The following is a 23,611-nucleotide window of genomic DNA, read 5'->3' as shown; positions in this document are numbered from 1 at the left end:
TCCGACGCAGGCGTTCCATCGGGTCGGTGACCTCGGCGTCCTCCTTCGCGCCGAACTCGAAGACCTCAGCGAGCGCCCCCCTGTGGTGTCAGCTCCTCCCGCTGGAACGCGACGTCCACCCGGGTCTGGAAAAGCGTCGGCCTCTCCACGCCGCTGCTGATCTGTGCAGCTACCACAGACCCGGCCGAGGTGCCGAACAGGAAGTCCGCGTCGGTGACATCGACCCCGGCGTCGGCGAGACCGGCCAGCACGCCCCTCGCCCAGGGGATACCGGCCACTCCGCCACCACCGAGGACCAGCGCACGTTCGTTCTTCATTTCTACCAGTGCCCGAGAGTCGACCGGGATGCGGGTCTGCCCGCTGCGGGTGAGGCTGGTGTCATGTCCGAGCACCGCGTGATTGTCTGTCCGCCGTCTGCGGCCGGTGGCCGCCAGGTGCGTGTCGACGACCGGCTCATGGGCACCGCACACAACCTTCACGACCTCACGGTGTTGCTGCAGAACGCCGGCCTGACCGGCTGGGACGAGTTGGATGTCATCGAGTCGGAATTGATCGAGTGGCATGAAGGCGGGCCGGAGGTGTGGGAGCCCTGAGCGCAGGTGCGACCCTCCGCTGACGCGAGGTCGCGCAAGAACCTGCCGCCCACGGGCGGACCAGGGCAGCGCCGACACCCAGGCGGATGTGAGCGTGCCCTCGTCGATCACGCTGGTCGGTGACCTGAGCCGCCCCCGGTTTCGTGGAGTCCCCGGACTGCCCCGAGTTGGGTGGAGCCGACGGACTGTCCCGAGTTGCGTGGAGCCGGGGGGCAGCTGGGCAACTGCCTCAATAGCACGTGCCTGGCGGGAAGATGCGAGAGCGGCCGTTTCGGGAGACGGTGGAAGGGGGGCGCGGCCGTTCGTCGGCCAATTCTTGCCGAGCATCGCACTAGCCGTAAGGAAACGTGATGGCCATAGCCACAGACATGCTCGTTCCGGCCCTGCGCGAGGTCCGCGAGGCCCAGGCCGCGCTGGCTGACCGTTGCAAAGCGCACCTCATGGTCACGCCCGCCGGGGAGTACCGGGAGGTCCTGGAGCGCCGCGTCGGGGACTCCCGGGGCCATGTGTACCGCATCGACGAACGTCTGGGTACGCTGCAGCCCCGCGGGCTGATGCAGACCGTTATCGGGAATGCCTGGCACCTCACCGGGCAGGCCGTCCGGCTGCCCTTCGATGCGGCAATGGCCGTCCCGAACGCCGTGTCGCGGGGCCCGGGAAAGGCGACGGAGCACCAGCTATTGAAGAACGCCGAGGATGAGTACGCGGTCACCGCGTTCGCCGTGGCCATCTGCCGGGCCGCCGAGCGTATCGCCGAGGAGGCCGCGGACGCCGCCACCTCGGAGCTGCTGGGCTCCATCCGCCGTGACGACGAGGAGGCGCTGGAAGAACTCGGCAGCAGCCTCGAGCAGCGCGCCGAGGCGGCAGTGCTGGCCGCCGAGACCGCTGAGGGCCTGGGCACCGCCGGTGCCGCCCAGGCGGTCCGCGACTGGAGCAGCTGGCTTCGGGAGACGGCCGAACGCATGCCTGGCGTGGACCGGCTCCAGGGTGCGCCGGAGGGAGCCCTCATCACGGAGGACGAGCTGCCGATCTCCGACTACCGTCGGCTCAGCACCAGGATGATCCTCGGCCGGCTCCCGCACCTGTCCCAGACGGATCTGGCCACGGTCGGCGCCTATGAGCGTGCCCACGCCGGCAGATCCGCGGTCCTGAGCAGGGTCGCGGACCTGCTCGGGCCCGAGCCCTGGCTCGGTTACGACAGCATGAATGCGGGCGAGATCCGCAAGCGGCTAGGTGACGCCGAGGAGGGTCTCACTCGGCGGGTGCTGGAATACGAGCGTCGCCATCAGGCACGCTCCACCATCCTCGCCGCCGCCGAACGAGTCCACGCCGGACCGGCCTGACCGGCCCGTGCTGGGCGGGGTTGCCTGGCGCCACGTCCCTTTTGAGCACCGGGCGTCACGCCCCTGGGATCACGCGGCAGTCCGCGGGACCCGGGGGCGTCGGTGCTGGTAGGTCCACAGCTGGTCGACGAGCGTGAAGCCGAAGGACTCGAACAGCCGGTGGGCGGCCTGGCCGTCAGGGCAGGGCTGCGAGGCGTCATCGACGACCAGAGCGACTTCGGTGGCGCCTTGCTCGGCCAGCAGGGCCAGTGCCTGACCGAGCAGCTTGCGGCCCAGGCCACAGTGGCGGCGCGTGTGCTGGGTCTCGATCCAGTACACGGTCGCGGTGCGATCGGGTCCGACGCTGACCAGGGCTTCGGCGACCGGCTCCGCGGCCTCACGGATGATCAGTCGGTGGCCCGGGGGGAAGTCGCAGGGGAACACATCGGCGACCAGCTTGGTCGGCGGGGGCTCTGCCGGTAGGGCGCAGTGGAGGTAGCAGCCCTGGCGGCGGCCGGTGAAGCCGGTCTGCAGCAGGGCGTCGTGGGTGGCGCCGCGGCGGGTGCGGGGTAGGCCGCCCGGCCCCAGGGGACCTGGCGGAGCGCCGACGAATGCGTCGGTCTGCGGGCAGGGGGCAAGGTCGGCCAGGGCATGGCTGAGCAAGGCACGCAGGGCAGGGGGTTCCTCCTGGGCGTGTACCCAGCAGATGAGGCCGCTGTGCACATCGGTCCAGGACAGGTACCCGATGATGCCGCGAGGATTGTCCTCGGCATCGGCCAGAACGCTGATCCGCGGCCGGGTCGGTACTGCCCAGCCGGCCGGGGGGACAAGACCGCGCCGCGCCGCGGCCAGCTTCTCCGGGGTGCAGTGCGGCTGTCCCGGCAGCCGGTCGGCATCAATCAGCTCTCGCACTCCCGGTTCGTCCTCGGGGCGATACGGGCGTACCGTCGACCCGCTTTGGGGGCTGGGCGAAAAGGCCATATCGTCCGTCCGCATTCGTGCTGACGTTCTTACCGGCTATCTGCCAGCCTCCCCCGTTTCATCCCTGCTGTCACGGGGGCCGGTGGCAGTGCCGCGGGTGACCGGGCCGCCACGCTGCGGGGTGTTGCCGGGCAGGACGGTCATGCGCCGAAGGTCGCCTGCTGGATCGCGGTCAGCAGCGAGCGCACCTGCTCGACGACCGGCTGGTAGAGGGGCAGCGTCAGGTGGCCAACACCAGGCACGAGCACGTTGCGGGCCTTGAGGTCGGGATGGTCGATGCAGCCCTTGGCGGCAGGGATGACGGCCTCGTCCATGTCACTGTAGAAGGCCACGAAGCGAGTACGGCATCCCGCGGCAGGCTCGGCGAGCTCGGTCAGCAGCTCGCTTCCCGGCCGTAGCTGGCGCAGTAGTGGATGGGGCGGGGCCAGCAGGACCGTTGCGGTCCCGCCGTGCGGCGTGGCCAGCGTGATCACCAGCGGCACGTACGCGTCCCCAGCGAGCCGCTGCACGTAGTAGCGGGCGATCAGCCCACCCAGGCTGTACCCGATCAGGACCACGGGCAGCCCCGAGCTTTGGGCAGACGCCAGCTCCACCTGCTGGCCCAGCACCCGGGCCGCGGTGCGGATGTCCGGGGTGAGTACGTTATAGCTGGCCAGGGAAAGGGGGCCCACGCCGCAGCCGCGCAGCTCGCGCTGCAGCGGCGAGACGATCGATGCCCGGTCGGCCAGCCCATGCACCAACAGCACCGGGATCCCCGAATCGGTCAGCAGCTGTTCATCCCGGCCCGTCGACCGCCGGGACTTGGAACGACTGAACTGGCCCGTCAGCTGCCCGACGCTCTCCGCGGCCATGTCGAGCGGGAGCCGGACCAAGCGCATGGCAGCCCTGCTTGCCTCGACACCGACGCCGCGCACCGGCGGCAGCCCCGGCACCGACAGGTGCGGCCCGAAAGGAATGCCCGTGGCCGTTCACCTCCCTGCGTAGGCCCCCGCTTGTCCCGGCCTCTGTGGGCCCTCTTGGGGAAACGTTGCGCGTGCCGACCGGATTCCCCACCACCGCAGCGGATTCCCCACCACCGCAGCGTTTCCTGCGGTGGTGGGGATGGCCGGAACGGCGGTCGCTGCCCGGACCGGGTACCCCGCCGACCAGGACACAGTCCATACGGCGCTCATCGACGGGCAGCCAACCGCCCTGCCAACGGTCGCCTCCTTTTGATCGCTACCTCTTGTTAAGCAAATATCATTTCTGGGGGGTGTGGAAAAATGGAATACGTAGGACCAAATTACCGACTTGAGAACTCAACAACGTGCCCGAACGCCAGTTGAGATGCCGTCTGGATCGCCTCCCCCTCTTCTCTTCGGGGAAATTCGGAGCGAGATTCCAGCCCTGGAGCACTCCTCGCCCACCGGAGGCGACGGCGTGTGGCCGCCAACGACGTCGCTTCTCCTGCGTGGCCCAGAAGTCGGTCCTTCAGAGATGCCCAGAATCGGTGACCCCGGTGGGCCAGCGGCATACGTCCCTGGTGTGGTCTCCGAGGCCCGGAAACACACCGCCCCAGACGCCGTCGCACCCCTCGCCACCGACCGGTCCGCGCCGTGCCCCGTCCGACGGCTGGGGCAGACCGCTCCCATCGCCGCCTTGGGCCCGGCACCGGGACGGTCCCCTCGCAGGGCTGCTCCGGCTCAAGCTGCGGCCCGAGGCTCGGCGACATGCGCATCGCGGAGCACGCGGCAGACCTCGCCGACGACCCTGCCGTGCAGGGGCAGCGAGACGTGACCGACAGCCCGCACGGGGACGTTGCTGACCTGAAGGTCGGGGTGGTCAAGCCTGGCGTTGGCGGTGGGGACGATCAGCTCGTCGAGGTCACTGTGGAACGCAACGAAGCGGGTTCCGCAACCGGGAGCGGGCCCGGCGAGCTCCACGAGCACGTCGCTGCCGGGCCGGAGCTGCCGGATCGTCTGATGCGGCAGCGGCACCATCGCGGCCAGCGTGCCGTGGTGCGGGGCGCCCAGAGTGACCAGCGTGTGTACACGGGCGTCACCGCCCATGCGCTGCACGTAGTAGCGGGCGACCACGCCTCCGAGGCTGTGGCCGATCACATGGACGCGCTCGTGCCCGCTGGCCTCGCAAACCCGCTCCACCTCGTCCGCCAGCAACCGCGCGGCGCTGCGGACGTCGTTGCTCAGCCAGCAGTAGTTCAGCTCGGCCACCCGGCGAAAGCCCGCTTGCCGCAGGCCGCGTCTCAAGACGTGGAAGATCGCCCGGTTACTGCTCATCCCGTGTACCAGCAGAACTGGGCTGTCTGCGGAGATGACAGGAAAAGGCACAGTGCCGTCTGGCGGCGGCCCCAGGCGGGATCGGACCGTGTGGCGTTCCTCGCCCATGCCGGACGGGTACAGGGCCAGCGCCGCGATGATCGCGGCCACCTCCACGGCGGCGCCGAAGACGGCTCCGGTGATCGCGCGGACCGGGAGCAGGCTCCCACGGGAAGCCGACCGCCCGGCCCGGCCCAGAAGGGTCACTCCCGTGCTGCGGCATACGAAAGGAAGCATGCTACGACTCCTTACGGCGCACGGGGTGTGCGCAGTCGGATCCAGGCCGGGAAACGCGCCCCGCCGCACGGAGAGGGCTCCACTCGGAGCCTGCACTCGAAGGCCGCCGCCAGCGGCAACCGGCCAGTTACGCGGTCCGTTCAAACGGATTTCGGGGACGTTAAGCCGAAGTTCCAGGTGTCAGCAATAGATAGGTGACCCACCTCACGCCATCATGGTTCGCTATGTCTGAATTTCCGAGAGAATTCATATTTAAGTGGGGTTTGATGGGCTTACCGACCAGGCCGGCCAGCGAGACCAGAGTGGTGCGGACCGCCTTGGAGGCGGTGGCGCGGCGCTCCAGCCCTGCGCGCGAGCGGGCGGCGGCAGGCACGCCGGGCAGACGCCCGCGCGCGTCCAGCCGAGGCCGGTGAGCTGGGCGAACTGTCCTTCACCTGACGGGCCGTCATTACGCCCCGTTCCTCGAGTCGCACGAACAGGCCGTCACGGCGGAGATCACCTTCCTGGAAAAGCATCTGGACCCCCCGACCCGGAATTCCTCGAAGCGGTAGCGCTCGTTCAGGATGCACGGGCGGGTTTCACCCTCCCAGGAGGGCTGACCGGGGCGATTGCGGTGCCCGCCAAGTTGGGGAAGCGGGCCCACTCGTACCGGGTGCTGCTGGGCAGAGCGCGAGGCCGACTCCCGAACGGGGCGCAGCAGCACGGCCTCGGCGGTCACTCCGAGTACCGTCTGTCGTCCCGGCAGCGGACTTGTCGTTCCAGCCGTTGGGCAGGTCGATCGAGCGGGTGATTCTGCCTCACCTGGGATCGATCTGTCCTGTGCCACGAGATTCTGCACAAGGAGTGGTGGCCTGTGTGCGCGGCCGGGGTTCAACCGGTGCTGGGGCCGAGGCGGGCGGCGAGGAGTGCGATGTCGTCGTCGATGGAGGCGGGCGTCAGGTGGATGAGCAGGCGGTCGCACAGCTCGTCCAGGGTCGGGGCGGGTTGTTCGAGGAGGTGGGTGAGTTCGGCGAGGCGTTCGTCGATGTCGCTGCCGCGGGCCTCGACGAGCCCGTCGGTGTACAGGACGAGGGTGCTGCCGGGCTGGAGGGTGACATCGGTGGTGGTGAAGGGGGTGCCGCCGACACCGAGTGGGACACCGGGTGGCACGTCGAGGAGGCGGGCGGTGCCGTCGGGTGAGACGGCGGCGGGCGGGGGGTGCCCGGCGCGGGTGATTTGGCACCGGCCGTTCGCGGGGTCGATGACGGTGTAGAGGAAGGTGGCCAGCATCGGCTCGGTGAGGTCTTCCAGTGCGGCTTCCAGCTGGTGCAGCAGGTTCTCGGGTGCGAGGTCGAGCCGCGCCAGTGCGCGGACGCTGACGGAGAGCCGTCCCATGACGGCTGCGGCCGCGGTGCCGTGTCCCATGACGTCGCCGATGGTGAGCGCGGCCCTTCCGCCGTCGAGTCGGATTACGTCGTACCAGTCGCCGCCGACTTCGTTGACATCGCTGGCGGGCAGGTAGCGGTGGGCGATCTCCATCCCCGGGAGCTGGGGAATGTGCTGGGGAAGCAGGCTTCTTTGGAGCACGAGGGCGGTGTCGTGTTCACGGCGGTAGAGACGTGCGTTGTCCACGCAGATGGCGGCGCGGGCCGCGAGTTCGCCGGCGAGGCTCACGTCGTCGTCCGTGAACGGGCCGGCGGGCCGGCTCCGGTACAAGGTGCCGAGGCCGAGCACGACGCCGCGGGCGATCAGCGGCACCATCATGAACGAGTGCACGCCGTGCTCGAGAAGTTGTGCGGGCGCCGGTGTATGGCGGGCCGCTGGGGCGATGGCATTCTTGTCCAGGTGGGCAATCATGAAGGTCTCGCGGTCGGCGAGGACCTGTGTGTAGGGCGCTCCGGCAGGGAAGGTCAGGGTTCGTCCGAGCGGGGCGAGGATGTCCGCGATACGTGAGCCGGCCGGGGGAGCTTTCCCGAGGCGGCGCAGAGCGGTGCCGCCGACCAGGCCCGGGCCGAGGTCTCCACCGGTGGTGAGGGCTTCCAGGACGTCGACGGTGACAGCGTCCGCCAGGTCGCGCGCGGCGACTTCCGCGAGCTCCTGGGCCGTGCGTTCCAGGTCCAGACTGGTCCCGATCTTGACGCTCGCCTCATTCACCAGGGCCAGGCGGCGCCTGCCTGCTTCTGCTTCGAGCTGGTCCTGTTGTTGGGCGGTGATGTCGATCAGGGAGGCGGTCAGCCCGATCGGTCGGCCGTCGGGGTCCTCCAGCCTGACGTAGGAGCACGACCAGACGCGCTCATGGCGGGGATCGGCGTGGGTGCGGCCCGTGCGGCGAAAATCAAGGACGGGCTTCCCGGTGGCCATGACCTGCCGCATCGCGGATTCCATCTCGGCCGCGTTCACCGTGTGCAGCAGCTCCACTACGCTGCGTCCGATGTGGGCATTCTCCTCCAGGCCGTTCATGGCCTGGAGAGCCTGGTTCACGCGCAGGAACCGCAGTTGGGTGTCGAAGACGGCAATGCCGACGGGAGAGCGGACGAACAACCCGTCCCATACCGCGGAGGAACCGCGGATGCCACGGGCGGTGTGAGCGTCGGCAGCGAAGACCAGCACAGTGGTGCCGCCGCGGTGGCGGGCCGGGACGGGCGCCGCCCAGATCTCCAGCTCAAGTGGATGTCCGTCGCGGTGCCAGGCGGTCACCGTGGCCATGACCCCGCGGTCGGCGGTCGCGCTGTCCCACAAGGACCGGCCGAGGCTGCGGTCGGCGCCCGGGTGCAGCAGATCGGCGATGGGCCGACCCACGACCTCCCGCGACGGATACCCGAGCAGAGCCTGCGCCCCGTGGTCCCAGCGCACGATCGTCCCATCGACGTTCGTGGCCACGACCGCGACCCGTAGCTCCCCCAGCCAGCCACCCGCATCCCAGGCAGCACCGCCGGCCACATCATCTACGGGTGCCCGCATCACCACACGTCCCATCTGCCCCGCACAGCCCTCTCTTCCAGTATCCGTGCGGACTCGCCGCAACGCGCTTCAGCGCGAGGCTGCGGATTGCCTGCCGACCTGGCGAGGTGGTGCTGAACGCCGTACGGCCAATGCCGTCAAGGGCAGCCCCAACCAGACCGATCCCGCCGCCTGCGCGGCTGCGTACCGTGAGATCGTTTCGCGCGCCCACGCCGGCGGCATCCGCGTCGTCGGCGGCACGATCACCCCGTACGGCGGAAACGGCGGCTGGACCGCGGCCCGCGTCGCCGTACGGCAGTCCGCCAACGACGTGACCCGGTACGGCGGCATCTTCGACGCGGTGGCGGACTTCGACGCCGCCGTCCGCGACCCCGTCGCTCCCGACCGGATCCGGCCGGCCTGCGACTCCGGCGACCACCTGCACTTCGACGACGGCGGCCTCCAGGCGATGGCCGACGCGATCGACCTCCACTCCCCCACCGGAAAGGACACGCGATGAACAGGAGATCTCTCTTACGAGCCGGGGCCGACCTGCTGGCGGGCGGCGCCGCGCTCACCCTGCCGCCCGCCCCGCTCGCCGTAGCGGCGACAGCAGCAGCGGCGGCCGTCGACCCGACCGACGCCTGGACGCAGACCTCGTTCGCATACAGCTGGCAGAAGCCTTGGCCGCGAGCCGTACGCGACCGCCCCGGAGGAACTGGAGGAACTGGCGGACTTGTGGGCGGCCAAGCACACCCAATAGCGGGCGGATCGCGGCCCTGATGGACGCCTGCGGCTGGACGGCGTTCGACCCTGAGCAGGACCGTCCCGTCGAGGAACTGGGCACAGGAGCGGGAGACGCGGCGGCAGAGCGCTCTGGACCGCCATGCCTCATGGGTGCGGGCGCAGCAGGAGGCGAAGGACGAACTGCGGGCGAAGGTGTGGCTGCCCGCAGACGCAAGCCGCCGCCTGCGCGCCGTCGCAGCCGGGGCCGGCCTCAGCCCCGAGCAGGTCCTCGCCTCGCCCAGCTCGCCCACCACGTCCGCCTGGAGGGCGACGGCACTCTGGCTGTCGGCCCGTTCGAGCCGTCCCGCTGAGCGTGCTCAGAGCGGGGCCGCAGCCTAAACCTGATCACGCGGGAAGGGCCCTCGGAAAGCTCCTTGGACCCTTCCCGGGTGATCAGGCTGGGAGACCATCGAGAGCAGCCTGCCACGGGTACGCGTCGAGGTCGCCGTTACGCGGCTTGTGCGGCGTGAAGCCGCCCTCTCCGAGCAGCACGGTGACGCCCCCTCATGCAGGACGTCGAAGTGCCCGGCGACGGCCGAATGCGGCGCGGGCGTCCTTGAAGTGGGGAAGGACAACGATCGGCAGGCCCATACCGATGCCCTCGTTGGTCAGGCCGAGCGCCAGGGTGTCGGAGACGGCGGCGGCCCACTTGGCGAACGTGTCCCCATCCGCCCGACGTCGACGGGCCCGCGGCCGTTAAAACCTCCTCCCCACCCGTGACGGTATGGCCCGAACTTGCCGGTGGGTGACAGTGCGTGGTGAAGTCCGGTGGTGGGCGTGTGCGGTGAGGACCGCCCCGGATGGCGATGGAGCGGAAGAGCGTGGCACGGATCGTCGTACGAGAACCGGGCACGGGCACGTTGAGCGCACCGCCGCTGGCAGCCCCCGGGGCTGCCACTTGGGCACGTGGGCTGCTCGACGGGGGCTGGGCGGCGGTGTTCCTGCCCGGAGAGCCGGCCCGTCTCGGGCGTGTGCTGCTCTGGCAGCCTGCCGGGGCGGTCGCCGAGGACGATGGCATGCGTCCGAGTGTGGAAACCGACTCGGTGGAACTGGTGCTGCCGCACGGCCGCTCGGTCAGACGGCGCAGGGTGGAGGGCTACGCGCTGCCCGTCACTGTCGCCGTGTCTGCCCTGGAGGGGGCGCGGCCGTCACATCCGTCCGCCACTGCCTGGCAGGCCGCCGCCCGGTTCGCGCTGCGGCTGCTCGCCGACGGCCGCCTTCACCCGGCCCTCACCCCTGCCGGTTACGACACCTGGCAGGCGGGCCCCTTCACCGTCGCCCAGCGGCAGACGCTGGACTCCCTGGCCGCCGCGTTCCCGCCGCACGCCCACTGCCTGCCGGAACCGGGTCCGCCACCGCTGCGGATCGCCGAACCGGCGGCCCTGGTACGCCAGTTCTGCGACGCGGTCGCCGACGACCTGGTCCGTACCCCGGCCGCGCCACTCGCCGTGGGAGCACTGCCGTACGCCTGGCGTGAGGTGCGTGCCGTGCCCGCCCTGCGCGAGTGGTCCGAAGAGACCACCGCTGCGCTCACCGCCGAGGTCGGTGTCTCGCTACGCGTCGACCTGCCCGAGGGGCGGCGCCGGCAGTTCAGGGCCGTCCTGCAGTTGCACACCGCGGCGGATCCGGCGCTCCTCGTCCAAGCAGCACGGCTGTGGAGCGCGCCGGCCGAGGTCGAGCGGCTGCTCGGTCCGCGTGCCGAGACCGAGACGCTGCTCGCGCTGCGCCGCGGTGCCCGTGTCTGGCCCCCGCTGCAGCGGCTGCTGAAAGACGCCGCCCCCGACGAACTCCGGCTGACCGACGACGAGGCCTTCGACCTGCTGGGCGACGCGACCGACGCGCTGCGCGCGACCGGTATCGACGTGCACTGGCCGCGCGAGCTGGTCAAGGCACTCACCGCGACCGGGGAGATCGGGCAGCGCACCGCCCCCGGCTCCAGCGCCGGCGGTCTTCTCGACGCCGACGCCCTCCTCGACTTCCGTTGGCAGATCTCGCTCGGCGGCGAGCCGCTCACCGACGCCGAGATGGACGCCCTCGCCGAGGCCCGCCGCCCCCTCGTCCGGCTGCGTGACCAGTGGGTGGTCGCCGATCCGAAGCTGGTGGCCCGCGCCAGGCGCCGCCGGATGTAACCGCTCACCCCCATGGAGGCGCTGAGCGCCGCGCTGACCGGCGAGGTGGGAAGGGAGGGCGAGCCGGTCCCCTGCGCGGCGGTCGGCCAGTTCGGCGACCTCGTCGCTCGTATCCGCGATCCCGAATCCCGTACCTCCGCCGAGCAGCCGGCCGCGCTCAAGGCCACGTTGCGCGACTACCAGAAGCGGGGCCTTGGCTGGCTGGCCGAGATGTGCGAACTCGGCCTCGGCGGCTGCCTCGCCGACGACATGGGCCTGGGCAAGACCATCACCCTCCTCGCCCTGCATCTGCACCGCCAGACCGACCCCGCCACCGCGGGCCCCACCCTTGTCGTGTGCCCCGCCTCCCTGCTCGGCAACTGGCAGCGCGAGGCGGCCAGGTTCGCGCCGTCCACGCCCGTGCGCCGCTACCACGGCGGCAGCCGCCACCTCGACGACCTGGCCGGCGATGAAATCGTCCTGGTCACCTACGGGGTGCTGCGCCGCGACCGCGAAGCCCTCGCCGAGACGGCTTGGTCGCTTCTCGCCGCCGACGAGGCCCAGCACGTCAAGAACCCCTACGCCGTCACCGCCCGCGAGCTGCGCGCCCTGCCCGCCCTCGCCCGTGTCGCCCTCACCGGCACCCCGGTGGAGAACAACCTCTCCGAACTGTGGGCGCTGCTCGACTGGACCACCCCCGGACTCCTCGGCCCGCTCTCCACCTTCCGCGACCGGCACGCCCGCCCGGTCGAGACGGGCGAGGACCCCGAGGCCGCCGAGCGCCTGTCCCGTCTCGTCCGTCCCTTCCTGCTGCGCCGCAGGAAGTCCGACCCGGGGATCGCGCCCGAACTGCCGGCCAAGACCGAGACCGACCGTGTCGTGTCGCTGACGGCCGAGCAGACCAGCCTGTACAAGGCGGTGGTCCGCGAGACCATGGCGAAGATCGAGGAGTCCGAGGGCATCGCCCGGCGCGGCCTGGTGCTGAAGCTGCTCACCGCTCTCAAGCAGATCTGCAACCACCCGGCCCAGTACCTGCGCCAGTCCACGCCGCTGCGTGGCCGCAGCGGCAAACTGGACCTGCTCGACGAGCTGATCGACACGATCACCGCCGAGGGCGAGTCGGTCCTGGTCTTCACCCAGTACACGAAGATGGCGGCCCTCCTGGAGAAACACCTCGCCGAACGCGGCATCCCCACCCTCCTCCTGCACGGCGGCACCCCCGTCGCGCACCGCGAGGACATGGTGGACCGCTTCCAGCACGGTGAAGTACCGGTATTCCTGCTGTCACTGAAAGCGGCAGGCACCGGCCTCAACCTCACCCGCGCCACCCACGTCGTGCACTACGACCGCTGGTGGAACCCTGCCGTCGAAGACCAGGCCACCGACCGCGCCTACCGCATCGGCCAGGACAAACCCGTCCAGGTCCACAAGCTCCTCGCAGAGGGCACCGTGGAGGACAAGGTGGCCAAGCTGCTGGAATCCAAGCGCGCGCTCGCCGACGCCGTCGTCGGCTCCGGCGAGGCCGCCCTGACCGAACTGTCCGATGCCGACCTCGCCGAACTCGTCGCCCTGGGGAGGCAGTCATGAGCCCCTCGCTGCCCGGCCAGCGCCGTGCGCCCGCCCGTGGCAGGCATGCCCTCGCCGCAACCTGGTGGGGCCAGGCGTGGGTAACCGCCCTGGAGGACTCCACCCTCGACGCCGGGCGTCTGTCCCGCGGACGCACCTACGCCCGCAAGGGCATGGTCGGCCCGACCACCGTCGCCCCCGGCCATATCAAGGCTTCTGTCCAGGGCAGCCAGCCGCGCCCCTACCGATCCTCGGTCCACCTGCCCGTCCTCACCGACGCCCAGTGGGACACACTGCTGGATGCCGTCGCGGCCCGTGCCGGGCATCTCGCCGCGCTCCTCGACGGCGAGATGCCCGCCCAACTCGTCGACGCTGCCCACCAGGCAGGCGTCCCCCTGCTGCCGCAGCCCACCGAACTCGACCCGGACTGTTCCTGCCCCGACTGGGGATACCCCTGCAAGCACGCCGCCGCGCTGTGCTACGCCATCGCCGCGACCATCGACACCGACCCGTTCGTGCTCTTCGCGCTGCGCGGTCGCAGCCGCGAGGAGGTCCTCGCCCATCTGCGCGCACGCCGCACCGCGAGCCCGGCGACGGACACCCCGACAGCTCCGGCTGGCATCCCCGCCGCCAGCGCCTACGCCGCCTGGGCCGAACACACCCCCAAGTTGCCCGGCCTCCCCGCACCATCCCCCCACGCCGCCGCACTGCCGGTCCCCCCACCGTCCGACAGCGGCCTGTCCCTCACGGACCTGGAACGGCTCATGGCCGACGCAGCGGCACGCACAACGCAGCTGTTGTCCGGCGACACCACTTGCCTGCACCTGACCCAGCACCAGGACGCCGTACGGATCGCCGCGAGCAGCCCCGGACCCGAGTGGTTCCATAACCTGATCCAGAACGCCGGCGCCAAACCGACCGCGTTCGCCCGCCTCGTCCGCGCCTGGCGCCACGGCGGTCCCACCGGCCTCACCGTCGCCGAACAGCCCCACACCCCCGACCCAGCGGTGATGGCAGCCGCCCGCACCGCCCTCACCATGACCCTCGCCGAGATGGCGACCACCCCTGTCCCCCTCAGGGCCTGGCGCAACCGCCTCACCTTCCCCGGCCAGGGCATCCAGCTGCGTCTGGGCCCCGACGCCCGCTGGTACCCCTACCTCCAGGACGACGACGGCGAATGGTGGCCCGCGGCACCAGCCGACACCGACCCCGTCGCAGCGCTCACCTCCGTCTGGCAACAGCGGTCACCGACCTGAACAACACCTGGCCAACGCCGCGGATCCCCAGGCGAAGCATCCGGACCAGGAAGCCGGGAGGCGCATAACGGTGCCCCCTACACGAAGGCGACACGCTCTCCACGGACGATCCCCTCCACCATGATCAACCAGACGATCCTCCCACCCGGATGGCCAACGCGACAGCGCCCATCCCAGCTACCCGACCAGCACACTGACTCAATATTTCGTGTCAGTGTCCTCTGTGGGACGCGCCCCCTCGGATTTGCCTTCGAGTGGACTCCAGCCTCCACACTGATCACGACAAGATCCATGCTGGGGACAGAAAGACGGCAGTAGATGGAGACGACGAGCCAGACGGGGCACCCTCTGCCCTACGACACCTACCGGCAGGCGATAGAGCGGGAGACCCTGCAGTTTGCCGAGGTGGTCAAAGGAGCAGACCCCGCGACCGCCGTGCCCTCCTGCCCCAACTGGACGCTGGCCGAGCTCACCCGGCACGTGGGAGCGCTGCAGCGCTGGTTCTCCACGCTGCTGACCCGGCTGGTGCAGGAGCCTCCACACAGTCGCGACGTGGAGCTGGGGCTGCCGGAACGTGCGCAGGAGTATGCCGACTGGGTGGCAGCGGGCGTACCCCAAGTGGCCGCCGTGCTGCGGGCCACGGATCCCCAGGCGGTGATGTGGGCGTGGGGTGAGGACCAACACGCGCGGTTCTGGGCCCGCCGGATGCTGTTCGAAACGCTGGTGCACCGGGTGGACGCGGAGCGTGCCGTCGGCCGGAAGTCGGACATCGACCCCGCGCTGGCGGCGGACGGGGTTGACGAGTTTCTCGTCAACCTGCCCTACGCGGGCCTCTTCGCCCCAGCCGTGGCGAAGCTGCGCGGCAACGGCGAGACCATCGCCTTCCAGTGCGCGGACTCCGTCGGCGAAACCGGCGAGGAGTGGCGGGTGCGGCTGGATCCGGACGGTTTCCGACTGCTGACGCGGGCCGGAGCCGGCGCCGCGCCATCCAAGGCGCAGACGGCGGTACGGGGGCAGTCGGCCGACCTCCTCCTACTGCTCTACGGGCGGCGGTCGTACCAGGAGACCGCCTTCGACATCTCAGGAGAGGTCACGGCACTCGACTGCTGGTTCGCCCACACAGCCTTCTGATCCGCGCCAAGGAGCGCGCTGGTGGAACTGGGCGACGGACTCGACGACCAACGGCTCCCGTTGAGCTCGTTCCCGAACCGCTTGTCCGACCACCCACCGTCCGCACTCAGGAACCAGCGAGCCGCCTCCCATCGCCAGGCGCCATCCGGTCTCGGTGAGCCCTGCGGCGGCGAGGTTGCGGCGGTTGTCGGCGAGGTTCTTCCGGGTGCGTGCCGATGGAGGGCACCGGTCTGCGCAGCTCGGATGCCCTCGCCCGGCTGGTGGCCCGGGAGTGACCCGGGGGCCGAAGACTGCAAGAACGGTCTTCGGCCCCCGGCGGGGTGTAACGGCCGCGGCCGGCCTGACGACGGGTGGCACCGGGTGCACTCGAATCGTCGCATCACCAGCACGCCCGCCATGGCGGGCTAGCGGCGGCCGCCCTAGCGGTCGTGATGCTGGTGCTGGTCGCCGTACCAGCCGTGCCGCCGGTCACGGTCCCGGTCGCCGAAGCGATCGCGGTCACGGTCGCGGTCGCCGTACCAGCCACGGTCCCGGTCACGGTCGTGGCCGCGGTCGCCGTACCAGCCACGGTCCCGGTCACGGTCGTGGCCGCGGTCGCCGTTCCAGCCGCGATCCCGGTCACGGTCGTGGCCGCGGTCGCCCCTCACGGCGTCCGAAGTGTGGCGGTGCGAGTAACTCCTCCCACTGTCGCGGTCATGGCCGCCTTGGTCGGCGAGGGCTGGCATGGCGGTCGCCCCGACGAGGGCGCCCGACGCCATACAGATGGCGATCAGGCGGACCGTGGTACGAGAAACAGACATGAAGCTGTCCCCTCACGTTCGAGCACACCCACCCTGGTGGGGGCCGGCGTGCCATCCGAATTCTCGGTTCGGTGCCGAGACCCGACACCGTGTCCCCCCTCGCTGCCACAAGGTCGACGAAATGATTCGCGTTACAAAACACGGACATATCCGTAACTCTCCCTTGCGGAGGCCATCGATACGAGGAGGGACCCGGGCGGCAGGACCGTCCCCGCTGTGAACCACGCTCCGATCAGCCCAAAAGCAGATGACAGCTCATGACACCCTTGCCGTGCCCACCGCCTCGACTCCCTCGACCGGCTCAATGACGTCCGTAACGACGAGGGGGCCTCCGTCCGGGGGACCCATTGCGGCCGTCCCGCTCGGGCGGCAGGCACGCGGGTGCCGTGTGGTTCCTCCTGCCCGGAACGGCGAAGCGGGCGGGCCGGGCGGCTGACGCTCCGTGTGTGGGCCATCAGCGGTGCGCACCGCTCACAGAGGGACTGTCACGTTGTTGGGTGTGTGGTTTCCTGACGGTGTGTCAGGGTGTGAACCTGCGAACTCACGCGCTTCCAACCACAGCAAGGCCGACCAGGACCCCAGCACCTGGCAGCCGCCCGCCCAGGGCTACCGCTGCCAGCACGCCACCGACTGGGTCGACTTCGACCCCGCATGGCGCGACCCCGAAGACCCCGACCTCATCTCGAATCCCCCACCGGGCAAGCGCAACCGCCGCCCTCGACAAGATCTACGGAGAGGACCCGGGACGCCTCTTCACCTGGAGGGTGCTTCTTTCCGTGCATCTGGCAGGGCCCCCGAAAAGTCCCATCGTCGCAGGTCAGCACCACTCTCCGCTTATTTGATCAAGGGGCGGACGGGTGCACGCGTGAAAGCCCGAGGTTAGCCACGATGAACAAACGCGCCTTGGGACGGCTCGAAATTGAGCGGCCCGCCCCGGCATCCAGAGCTACTTCCGCAGAGAATCGCATGGAATCCCGTTCAGGCGGGCCATGAGGACCGTGATGTCGTCGTGGTGGCCCTCGGGATGCTGGCGCCGCATCAGTGCCTCACAGGTGTCCTCCAGCGACGAGTGCTGGGCGGTGAGTCTGCGGCCGAGCGCGTGGAGTGCCTCCTCGATGTCCTGCCCGCGGGTCTCCACCAGGCCGTCGGTGCACAGCAGGAGGAGGCTGCCGGGGTCCGTGAGCAGTTCCAGCGTGTCAAAGGTGACGCTGCCCACTCCGATGGGTGCGCCGACGGGGACCTTCAGCAGTTCATTGCTGCCGTCGGGCCCCACGAGGACTGGCGGAAGGTGGCCGGCGCTGGCGAGGGTGGAGCGGCCGGTCGTCGGGTCGTAGACGCAGTACAGGCAGGTGGCCAGCTGGGTGTGGCCCAGGTGCTGTGCGAAGGCGTCGAGCTGGGCCAGTAGCCGCCCGGGGGGCAGGTCCAAAGTGGCGAGAGTTCTGACCGCCGTGCGCAGTTGCCCCATGACGACCGCCGCGTGCAGGCCGTGACCTGCCACGTCGCCGATGGCGAGTCCGACTCGGTGGCCCGGCAGGGGGATCACGTCAAACCAGTCGCCTCCGACCTGCGTGGTGCGACTGCTGGGGTGATACCGGTAGGCGATCTCCACCCCTGGCAGGCGAGGAGGAGGCGTGGGAAGCAGGCTGCGCTGCAGCACCGCGGATGCCGTCGCTTCGTCGCTGTGGATCCGGGCGTTGTGCAGGGCCACGGCCGCCCGCTCGGCCACCTCCTCACAGGCTGTCAGGTCCGCGGCGACGAAAGCGGGACGGTCGGGTTTGCGCCCGAACACCAGGAAGCCGAGGGCCCCGCCGTGCGCCACCAGATGCACCAGCAGGACGGAGGAGCCCTTCAGCACCAACCGGGCGGCCGGGCTGTCGAGCTCCGCCGGAAGTTGCTGCAGGACCTCATCTCCTACATGGGGAATGAGGACTGGTTCGATCTCCGCAAGGAATCGTGCCATGGCCGTGCCGGTCGTGTAGACGAAGGTCTTCCCCGGGCGGAGTTCCTCCCGGCAGTCCAGGTCCTCATGGTGGACTGCCGCCACGCGGTGCATCACCACCGCACCCTCCAGGCCCTGGGGCGCGAGGTCATCTTCCGACGCAACGACCTGATCGCACAGATGAACCGAAGCGAAGTCGGCGAACCCCGGCACCGCCAGGCCGGCAAGTTGGCCGGCCTGGCGCTTGAGATCCAGGGTTGTGCCGATACCGCGCACGGCGTCGCTCAGGAAGGTCAGCCTGGCCGTGTCGGTGCTGGTGGCCGCACCGGGTGTCGCTCGGCGATCGGAGCCCGGGAGCGTCAGAGCGCATCGTTGTGTCTCTGACGGCAAAGAGGCCCCCTGACGTGTGCCGGGCGCAGCCGCGCCCCTTGGATGACAAGGACAACTGCGCCAGACCCGGCCCTCGAGACTGCCCAGACCTTCCGTTATGACCCTATCGCCCCAGCTCAGCAGAGGCGTTCACTCACAGGGGTGGTCCGCGCCGGTGGATCGGCGGTGTGGTGACGGGCCCGTGAGGTCTGTACCCAGCTCGGTGTGCTCGGGAAGCGGCGCAGGGTGGTGGCCTCACTCCGCAGGGTCAGGCCGTGCGCGAGCGGGTGCGCTTGCTCGCCGCCGATGGCTTTACGTGGGGTGAGAGGAACGCAGTGATAGCCAAACGGCTCCGGGTCAGTGAGCGGTCGGGGGAACGGTGGCGCCGGTCCTGGTGTGAGGGAGACCGAGAGGCACTGCGCATGTCGGGCCCTCGCGAAGCGGCCGAAGGTCGAGGAAAGTGACTTCGCCGCGCTGGAGCCGCTCCTGCTGGAACACCTCAGGGCTTTGCACGTACGGCAGGGCGCTGCCGCCATGGCGGAAGTTGTAGATCAGCGGGCTCCATACGGCCGGATCCACGTGATGCGCGCCGGGAACGACGATGAGCGCGTCGGCGTGTACACAAATCACCCGTCTCGACGCTGAAGAACCGCCCCTCCCCGCCCGGTGTGAGCGCGATCGCCCTGGCCTCCATCTGGAGGGCGCTTGGCCACCCGAGGCGGCCGTACGACGTCGGAGGCGGTCGGCGTGAGCCCGGCCGCAGCGAACTTTGTCGCGCTCGAATCGGTACAAGGGCTGCTCGCTCTCCGGGACGGGGGCGGCCCGGTCAGCGGCGCGAGGCGCGCCACCTGCGCCCACAGGTCCGGCAGCAGGAACGTGTCGAGCCAGGTCGTGTAGTTCCAGGTGATCCCTTCCCCGGGGATCTTGGCGTCGGCCTGGTCGGGGATCAGTCCCAGGCCGCCGAAGGCGAACTCGACGACGTAACCGGCGACAACCATCGCGGCGAAGAAGGTGACCAGGAGAAAGTCGGCCATGCGCGCGCCGTAGTACTTCCGGTGGCTAATGAGATCGGGAGGATCAACAGGTCGGCGTACATGAAGGCGATCACGCCGCCGAAGCTGATGCGAAGGGGAATGGCACAGGCTGTTGCGCTGCTGGGCGACCGTCACTCAATCCGCCTGGGGAATCAAGCCCTACACCGCGTTCTTGGGTGCGTTGCGGCTGGCTGACGAGATCATGGTGGAGTTCAAGGCGGCCAGGCTCGAACCGGTGGATGGGACTGGATAGCCACCCGACTCGAGGCCGCGAGCAGGTCGGCCGCCCGGCCGCCTACTGTGGAGGCATGGGCGAAATCGTCGTCGTGTACGAGCTCGACAACCCAAGGGCCAAGCGCTCCTCCCTGGGGATACCGGCTGGTGAGGAACGGCCCGTCCGCAAGCTGCACGCCGCGCCCTCCGCCCCGGGGGAGCCCTCCGCGACGGGACCGCGGACCCTCTGCGGCAAGGACACCTTCGCCATGCAGACGGCCTGCTGGAGGCCCTCCGAACACCCTGGCGCTCCCTGGTACCCCGTGCAGTACACATCCGTGGTCTGCTCCGACTGCGATGCCGTGATCGAGACCTGACCGGCGTTCGGAGCATGCGACTCCAAACGGGTTCATTCCATATCCGTCAGATCCCCCGCCCCACCGCGGGCTCCGAGGGAACGGCGCGCAGCGGCTACGGCGCCCCGGCCCGCCGGCGGCGACTCCGAGCGGGGGCTGCCGTCCTCGACAGCCCCCAGCGCCCGCCTTCTCTACCGCTCAACCCCCTTGTTCCACGCACTCCTTGAAATGCTCCAGATCGCTGCGAACGAGCCGTTCGATCGCGTTCACCTGGGCGAATCCCTTCAGCCCGCCGAAGGTCTCCCTGATCGCGTCAGGGTCGTACTCAAGCCGTGCCTGGACCCGGGTGCGGTTCTCGTTGATCGGCTGCAGCGAGAAGGAACCCACCAGTTCGGGGGCGCTGGTGGTGTGCCACTCCATCACGCGTTCCCCCCTGCGATCGGAGATCTCGGCCTCGAACACCTGGGCCCGGCCGCCGGCCTCGACGTCCAGACGCGCTCGACCACCCGCCTCCGTACGGACCTCACGCACTCCTTCCACGAACCGCGGATAGTTCTCCACGCGGTGGAGGTCGTCCCAAGCCTTGTCGATCGGCACTCCAACGTCGACGTGTTCTTCGAGGGTGCTCATGGCCCACCTCCATGTTCGACTCATGACGCAGGGGCTCTCTGTGTCCAGTGTGCGCCCGGTGGGGGTGCCAGGTGGTGGCGTCGAGTGTTCCGGTGAACGCGGTCCGCAACACGCATCGCTGCGACCACGCTGTCCGACGACGACCGGAAGCTGCGGGCCGGCCGGTCCCGGCGCATGCTGGTGACATGGACGTACGCCCCCCAGTGGTCGTGCTTTCGCCGGAGTCGGACGGGGGTCGGCGCGTGATGATCCACGGCAAGCCCACGGGCACCGCGTACAGCCTGTTCGACGTGCTGGACTTCCTGCACCGTGCGGGCCTGCCCGCCGAGGACCGGGTCATCGACGACCCGGAGCTGATCGAGTGGCGTGGTGGCGGACCGTACGACTGGGACAACACGCCATAGTCACCGTAAACCGGATTTCCGCCCCACCGCGTATCGCCGTCCCGGCGCGTTAGGCGTCTTCCCTGTCTGACCCCTTGTCGAAAGGGCGACAGGGGCCTCCCCTACTCGTCTCCGATGCGTACGACCGCCAGCGTGATGTTGTCGGGCCCGCCCGCCGCGATGGCGGCCTTCCACAGTTCGAAGGCCGCCCGGTTGTCGTCGTGCTCCCGCATCACCGCGTCGAGCACGTCCGTCGTCACCGGGTCGGTCAGGCCGTCTGTGCAGATGAGGTAGCGGTCGCCGGGCGACAGCGATGCGGCCGTCACGTGAGGACTGATGGGGCGGTAGCCGGGCGTACCACCCAGGCACTGGGTGACGACGGACGTGGTGCGCTCCCCGGGTTCGAGCGGAGGGCTGTCGTCGACGCTCACCTGGCGCAGCCCGTCGCGGGAGGCCGCGAACACCCGGCTGTCCCCCACGTTGAACGTCAGCAGCGAGCCGGGCTGTACGACGACGCCGGCGACGGTCGTCCCCATGGTGGCCAGCTCACTTCCGGTGCCGCCGGCGGCCCGGTACAGGGCGCGGTTGCAAGCGTTCAAGGCGTCGCGGACGGCGTCCTCGCTGCTCAGAGTGGGACCGATCGACGCGAGCCGGTGGGCAGCCAGGGCGCTGGCCACGTCGCCGCCGGGATGTCCGCCGAGCCCGTCGGCGACGGCGACTACGAGGGGCGTCCCCAGCGGGAAGACCAGGGTCTGCGGGTTCTCGGTCACGGTGGCGCACAGTGTCCACGGTCCGACGACGAGGCTGTCCTCGTTCCGCCCGCGGAGCAGCCCGGGATGGCTCAGCGCGCTCACTGCGACGTACGACATGGAGCGCCACCGCCTTCCCGCACCGGCACACCGTCGGAGGCCAGGCCCAGGACCTGCTGACACTCGCACACGAGTCCTCACGGCCGAAAGCCCGAGCCGAGAGATGGACCCTCACGAGACGTCCTGTCCGGGGCCCTCCGCGAGTTGATTCCCGTCTCTCAGACGTCGGCCAGCCTCGCGCACACGCAGAACTCGCGCGGTTCGGCCCAGCGGACGCACTGGCGGGCGAAGGCTACGACGTCGCCCCGCCGCAGCAAATCCAGACACGGTGCGTCGGTCGGCTTCCAGCGCGCGGAGCGACCCGGCCGAGCCTGTCCATCCGACCACCACCCAACCGACGAGCTGGGCAACAGCACCATTCTCCGCTCCGGCGCGCCCTCCGGCCAGCCTCCACGGACGGTCACAGTGGCCTGCCGTACGCCCCTGGCGGGACCTTCCTCGACACCGCCCGCCACACCGGTGACGCCCACTACGACACCGGCGCCGCCCACGGCGACGACGTCTTTGAGCATGGCGGCTTCGCGGTGCGCTTCTTCCCCCCTCCCCCTCCCCCCGCGACCTGGTCGGCATGCTTGCCGACGGCTGGACACTCGACGAGGTCCACGCCTTCGACGAAGGGGACCTGCCCCGCCGCCTGTGGCGCCTCACCCAGCCCCTTTGACGGCCGGTGACCAGTCCGTCGGCAGGATGCCCCAGGTCGCGCCAGTTCACCGAGCGGAGGGGGCCGAGCCGCCGTAGGCCGGGTTCACGGAATAAGTGACGCGTCTGTGGTCAGCTCGCCGGTGACCAGGTAGACCACTCGCCGGGCGACCGACACGGCATGGTCGGCGAACCGCTCGTAGTAGCGGCCGACAGCAAGGTGACAACGACCCGCAGGTCCGTGGCGAGACTCGTCGCCCGAGGTGGTCTTCGGCAGAGACGCCGTACGGCGAGTCGGGGCAGCCCGGAGTTGTCCGCGTAGACCTGGGCACTCTGGGTACACCCGTGCAGCCCGACGACCACGTGCGGGCTCGCGGGAAGGGGCGCCGGCCGGCGCACGTACATGTTCAACACTCCGGGATTGGAGCCGAAGTTGGCGACGCGTGCGAGTGTGACAGCGGCGCGGGCGGGACCGGTCAGTGCGGCGCCCAGGACGAGGGTGACGACGGCGAGGAAACGGGGCAGCACGCAGCCCCACCGGCTCCAGTGGCGTCCTTGGACTGAAGGGAGTGGCATCGGCGGCTCCTTCGTCGAATGCCCGGTGCTGTTGCGGCTCTCGGCGCATCACTGAACGCCGGGCGCCGGGAAGACCCGGATTGCCGACCTCTTCGCGCGGTGTGTCGCGCCACCAGAGGCTCCGCTGACGCACCGCTTTCTTGCTCCGCGCTCCGGCATGAGCCCGTCGCAGCGCCTGGCACGGCCGGTCGATCTCTGACTGGTTGATCACATGGACCTCAATGCCTGTGCCTCCACCGAAGTTCAGCCCACGCAGTAGGTGTTCGGCGACGTCGTCAGGGGGATGTCGAGGCGGGACGGTGGTCGATTTCCGTGCTGTGTGTGACCAGCGGCGATAGGCAGCAGCGTCGGGACGGTTCTTCCAGGCGCGTCCAGCTGACAAGCGGAGACCACGGCGGCCCGAAGGACAAGAAGGCGAAAGCCCGGCGTAGGACAGCGAGTCCGGGCGGTCGGGCCGGGCGCGCTGCCGAGCTGCGCGAAGTGGAGCGTTTCCGGAAAGCGATCAAGGCTGCCGAGCAGCGCCGTACCGCGCGCCAGAATGCCTCGCAGCCGCGGCTGTCGGGAGCTCCGGCACCGCTGGTGCCGGAGC

At 70.1% G+C, this 23,611-nt stretch carries 18 protein-coding genes and 3 pseudogenes; 9 read left to right on the top strand and 12 right to left on the bottom strand.

The features are described 5' to 3' along the window. Window positions 1–65: 65 nt before the first annotated feature. Window positions 66–317, bottom strand: a complete 252-nt coding sequence (locus tag ACFVWD_RS32830; RefSeq protein ID WP_389601382.1) for a patatin-like phospholipase family protein — start codon at window positions 315–317, stop codon at window positions 66–68. A gap of 63 nt (window positions 318–380) precedes the next feature. On the opposite strand from ACFVWD_RS32830, the gene ACFVWD_RS32825 reads away from it, so the two are divergent. Together ACFVWD_RS32825 and ACFVWD_RS32820 are read left to right on the top strand one after the other, a co-directional pair. Then, window positions 381–593, top strand: a complete 213-nt coding sequence (locus tag ACFVWD_RS32825; RefSeq protein ID WP_389601380.1) for a hypothetical protein — start codon at window positions 381–383, stop codon at window positions 591–593. Between the two features lie 350 nt (window positions 594–943). After that, window positions 944–1,936 carry a hypothetical protein gene (locus tag ACFVWD_RS32820; protein WP_389601378.1) on the top strand — a complete coding sequence of 331 codons (993 nt, stop codon included), beginning with the start codon at window positions 944–946 and terminating at the stop codon, window positions 1,934–1,936. 69 nt (window positions 1,937–2,005) lie between these two features. Here the strand turns inward: ACFVWD_RS32820 and ACFVWD_RS32815 are convergent, their stop codons facing one another. From ACFVWD_RS32815 to ACFVWD_RS32800, 4 genes are all read right to left on the bottom strand, one after another. Then, window positions 2,006–2,827: a GNAT family N-acetyltransferase gene (locus ACFVWD_RS32815; RefSeq protein ID WP_389601376.1), complete on the bottom strand. Its 822-nt coding sequence runs from the start codon at window positions 2,825–2,827 to the stop codon at window positions 2,006–2,008. Between the two features lie 209 nt (window positions 2,828–3,036). Continuing rightward, on the bottom strand, window positions 3,037–3,774 hold the full coding sequence (locus ACFVWD_RS32810) for an esterase/lipase family protein (protein WP_389601374.1): 738 nt from the start codon (window positions 3,772–3,774) through the stop codon (window positions 3,037–3,039). A gap of 804 nt (window positions 3,775–4,578) precedes the next feature. Then, window positions 4,579–5,448, bottom strand: coding sequence for an esterase/lipase family protein (locus ACFVWD_RS32805; protein WP_389601372.1), 870 nt, complete (start codon window positions 5,446–5,448; stop codon window positions 4,579–4,581). A gap of 870 nt (window positions 5,449–6,318) precedes the next feature. Further along, window positions 6,319–8,388 carry a SpoIIE family protein phosphatase gene (locus ACFVWD_RS32800; protein WP_389601370.1) on the bottom strand — a complete coding sequence of 690 codons (2,070 nt, stop codon included), beginning with the start codon at window positions 8,386–8,388 and terminating at the stop codon, window positions 6,319–6,321. A 46-nt stretch (window positions 8,389–8,434) separates the two neighbouring features. Between ACFVWD_RS32800 and ACFVWD_RS32795 the strand changes: the two genes are divergently transcribed. From ACFVWD_RS32795 to ACFVWD_RS32775, 5 genes and pseudogenes are all read left to right on the top strand, one after another. Then, on the top strand, window positions 8,435–8,887 hold the full coding sequence (locus ACFVWD_RS32795) for a hypothetical protein (RefSeq protein WP_389601368.1): 453 nt from the start codon (window positions 8,435–8,437) through the stop codon (window positions 8,885–8,887). A 377-nt stretch (window positions 8,888–9,264) separates the two neighbouring features. After that, window positions 9,265–9,492: a hypothetical protein gene (locus ACFVWD_RS32790; protein WP_389601367.1), complete on the top strand. Its 228-nt coding sequence runs from the start codon at window positions 9,265–9,267 to the stop codon at window positions 9,490–9,492. Between the two features lie 467 nt (window positions 9,493–9,959). Then, window positions 9,960–12,848: pseudogene (locus ACFVWD_RS32785) on the top strand (DEAD/DEAH box helicase). Next, window positions 12,845–14,083, top strand: coding sequence for an SWIM zinc finger family protein (locus ACFVWD_RS32780; RefSeq protein WP_389601365.1), 1,239 nt, complete (start codon window positions 12,845–12,847; stop codon window positions 14,081–14,083). Before ACFVWD_RS32785 ends, ACFVWD_RS32780 begins: the two are co-directional and overlap by 4 nt. Before the next feature lie 318 nt (window positions 14,084–14,401). Further along, on the top strand, window positions 14,402–15,214 hold the full coding sequence (locus tag ACFVWD_RS32775) for a maleylpyruvate isomerase family mycothiol-dependent enzyme (protein ID WP_389601363.1): 813 nt from the start codon (window positions 14,402–14,404) through the stop codon (window positions 15,212–15,214). Between the two features lie 419 nt (window positions 15,215–15,633). On the opposite strand, the gene ACFVWD_RS32770 is transcribed toward ACFVWD_RS32775, so the two are convergent. The 3 genes and pseudogenes from ACFVWD_RS32770 to ACFVWD_RS32760 form a co-directional block, all read right to left on the bottom strand. Then, window positions 15,634–16,014: a hypothetical protein gene (locus ACFVWD_RS32770; protein ID WP_389601361.1), complete on the bottom strand. Its 381-nt coding sequence runs from the start codon at window positions 16,012–16,014 to the stop codon at window positions 15,634–15,636. A 946-nt stretch (window positions 16,015–16,960) separates the two neighbouring features. Further along, window positions 16,961–18,067, bottom strand: a complete 1,107-nt coding sequence (locus ACFVWD_RS32765; protein ID WP_389601465.1) for a PP2C family protein-serine/threonine phosphatase — start codon at window positions 18,065–18,067, stop codon at window positions 16,961–16,963. A gap of 789 nt (window positions 18,068–18,856) precedes the next feature. Continuing rightward, window positions 18,857–19,188, bottom strand: a pseudogene (locus ACFVWD_RS32760) (flavin reductase family protein); the annotation flags it as partial. Window positions 19,189–19,664: 476 nt separating this feature from the next. Here ACFVWD_RS32760 and ACFVWD_RS32755 point away from each other — a divergent pair. Next, window positions 19,665–19,946 carry a hypothetical protein gene (locus ACFVWD_RS32755; RefSeq protein WP_389601359.1) on the top strand — a complete coding sequence of 94 codons (282 nt, stop codon included), beginning with the start codon at window positions 19,665–19,667 and terminating at the stop codon, window positions 19,944–19,946. 177 nt (window positions 19,947–20,123) lie between these two features. Here the strand turns inward: ACFVWD_RS32755 and ACFVWD_RS32750 are convergent, their stop codons facing one another. Further along, complete coding sequence (locus tag ACFVWD_RS32750; RefSeq protein WP_389601357.1) at window positions 20,124–20,555, bottom strand: SRPBCC family protein; 432 nt, start codon at window positions 20,553–20,555, stop codon at window positions 20,124–20,126. Between the two features lie 185 nt (window positions 20,556–20,740). Between ACFVWD_RS32750 and ACFVWD_RS32745 the strand changes: the two genes are divergently transcribed. Then, complete coding sequence (locus ACFVWD_RS32745; protein WP_389601356.1) at window positions 20,741–20,959, top strand: hypothetical protein; 219 nt, start codon at window positions 20,741–20,743, stop codon at window positions 20,957–20,959. Window positions 20,960–21,060: 101 nt separating this feature from the next. Here ACFVWD_RS32745 and ACFVWD_RS32740 read toward each other — a convergent pair whose 3' ends face one another. From ACFVWD_RS32740 to ACFVWD_RS32730, 3 genes and pseudogenes are all read right to left on the bottom strand, one after another. Beyond that, window positions 21,061–21,807, bottom strand: coding sequence for a PP2C family protein-serine/threonine phosphatase (locus tag ACFVWD_RS32740; protein WP_389601354.1), 747 nt, complete (start codon window positions 21,805–21,807; stop codon window positions 21,061–21,063). A 158-nt stretch (window positions 21,808–21,965) separates the two neighbouring features. After that, complete coding sequence (locus tag ACFVWD_RS32735) at window positions 21,966–22,319, bottom strand: hypothetical protein (protein ID WP_389601352.1); 354 nt, start codon at window positions 22,317–22,319, stop codon at window positions 21,966–21,968. A gap of 233 nt (window positions 22,320–22,552) precedes the next feature. Beyond that, a pseudogene (locus ACFVWD_RS32730) lies at window positions 22,553–22,660 on the bottom strand (phosphate transport system regulatory protein PhoU); the annotation flags it as partial. Window positions 22,661–23,611: the final 951 nt, after the last annotated feature.

This window comes from Streptomyces sp. NPDC058086, assembly GCF_042885015.1.
Taxonomy (GTDB): domain Bacteria; phylum Actinomycetota; class Actinomycetes; order Streptomycetales; family Streptomycetaceae; genus Streptomyces.
Note: the sequence above shows the minus strand (reverse complement) of the source record. Positions and strands in the feature narration are given on the sequence as shown.

Coding starts and splice junctions, on each gene's coding strand:
- ACFVWD_RS32830 (WP_389601382.1), bottom strand. CDS start 317: ATGAAGAACGAACGTGCGCTGGTCCTCGGTGGTGGCGGAGTGGCCGGT.
- ACFVWD_RS32825 (WP_389601380.1), top strand. CDS start 381: ATGTCCGAGCACCGCGTGATTGTCTGTCCGCCGTCTGCGGCCGGTGGC.
- ACFVWD_RS32820 (WP_389601378.1), top strand. CDS start 944: ATGGCCATAGCCACAGACATGCTCGTTCCGGCCCTGCGCGAGGTCCGC.
- ACFVWD_RS32810 (WP_389601374.1), bottom strand. CDS start 3,774: ATGCGCTTGGTCCGGCTCCCGCTCGACATGGCCGCGGAGAGCGTCGGG.
- ACFVWD_RS32805 (WP_389601372.1), bottom strand. CDS start 5,448: ATGCTTCCTTTCGTATGCCGCAGCACGGGAGTGACCCTTCTGGGCCGG.
- ACFVWD_RS32800 (WP_389601370.1), bottom strand. CDS start 8,388: ATGCGGGCACCCGTAGATGATGTGGCCGGCGGTGCTGCCTGGGATGCG.
- ACFVWD_RS32780 (WP_389601365.1), top strand. CDS start 12,845: ATGAGCCCCTCGCTGCCCGGCCAGCGCCGTGCGCCCGCCCGTGGCAGG.
- ACFVWD_RS32775 (WP_389601363.1), top strand. CDS start 14,402: ATGGAGACGACGAGCCAGACGGGGCACCCTCTGCCCTACGACACCTAC.
- ACFVWD_RS32770 (WP_389601361.1), bottom strand. CDS start 16,014: ATGTCTGTTTCTCGTACCACGGTCCGCCTGATCGCCATCTGTATGGCG.
- ACFVWD_RS32765 (WP_389601465.1), bottom strand. CDS start 18,067: ATGCACCGCGTGGCGGCAGTCCACCATGAGGACCTGGACTGCCGGGAG.
- ACFVWD_RS32755 (WP_389601359.1), top strand. CDS start 19,665: ATGGGCGAAATCGTCGTCGTGTACGAGCTCGACAACCCAAGGGCCAAG.
- ACFVWD_RS32750 (WP_389601357.1), bottom strand. CDS start 20,555: ATGAGCACCCTCGAAGAACACGTCGACGTTGGAGTGCCGATCGACAAG.
- ACFVWD_RS32745 (WP_389601356.1), top strand. CDS start 20,741: ATGGACGTACGCCCCCCAGTGGTCGTGCTTTCGCCGGAGTCGGACGGG.
- ACFVWD_RS32740 (WP_389601354.1), bottom strand. CDS start 21,807: ATGTCGTACGTCGCAGTGAGCGCGCTGAGCCATCCCGGGCTGCTCCGC.
- ACFVWD_RS32735 (WP_389601352.1), bottom strand. CDS start 22,319: ATGCTCAAAGACGTCGTCGCCGTGGGCGGCGCCGGTGTCGTAGTGGGC.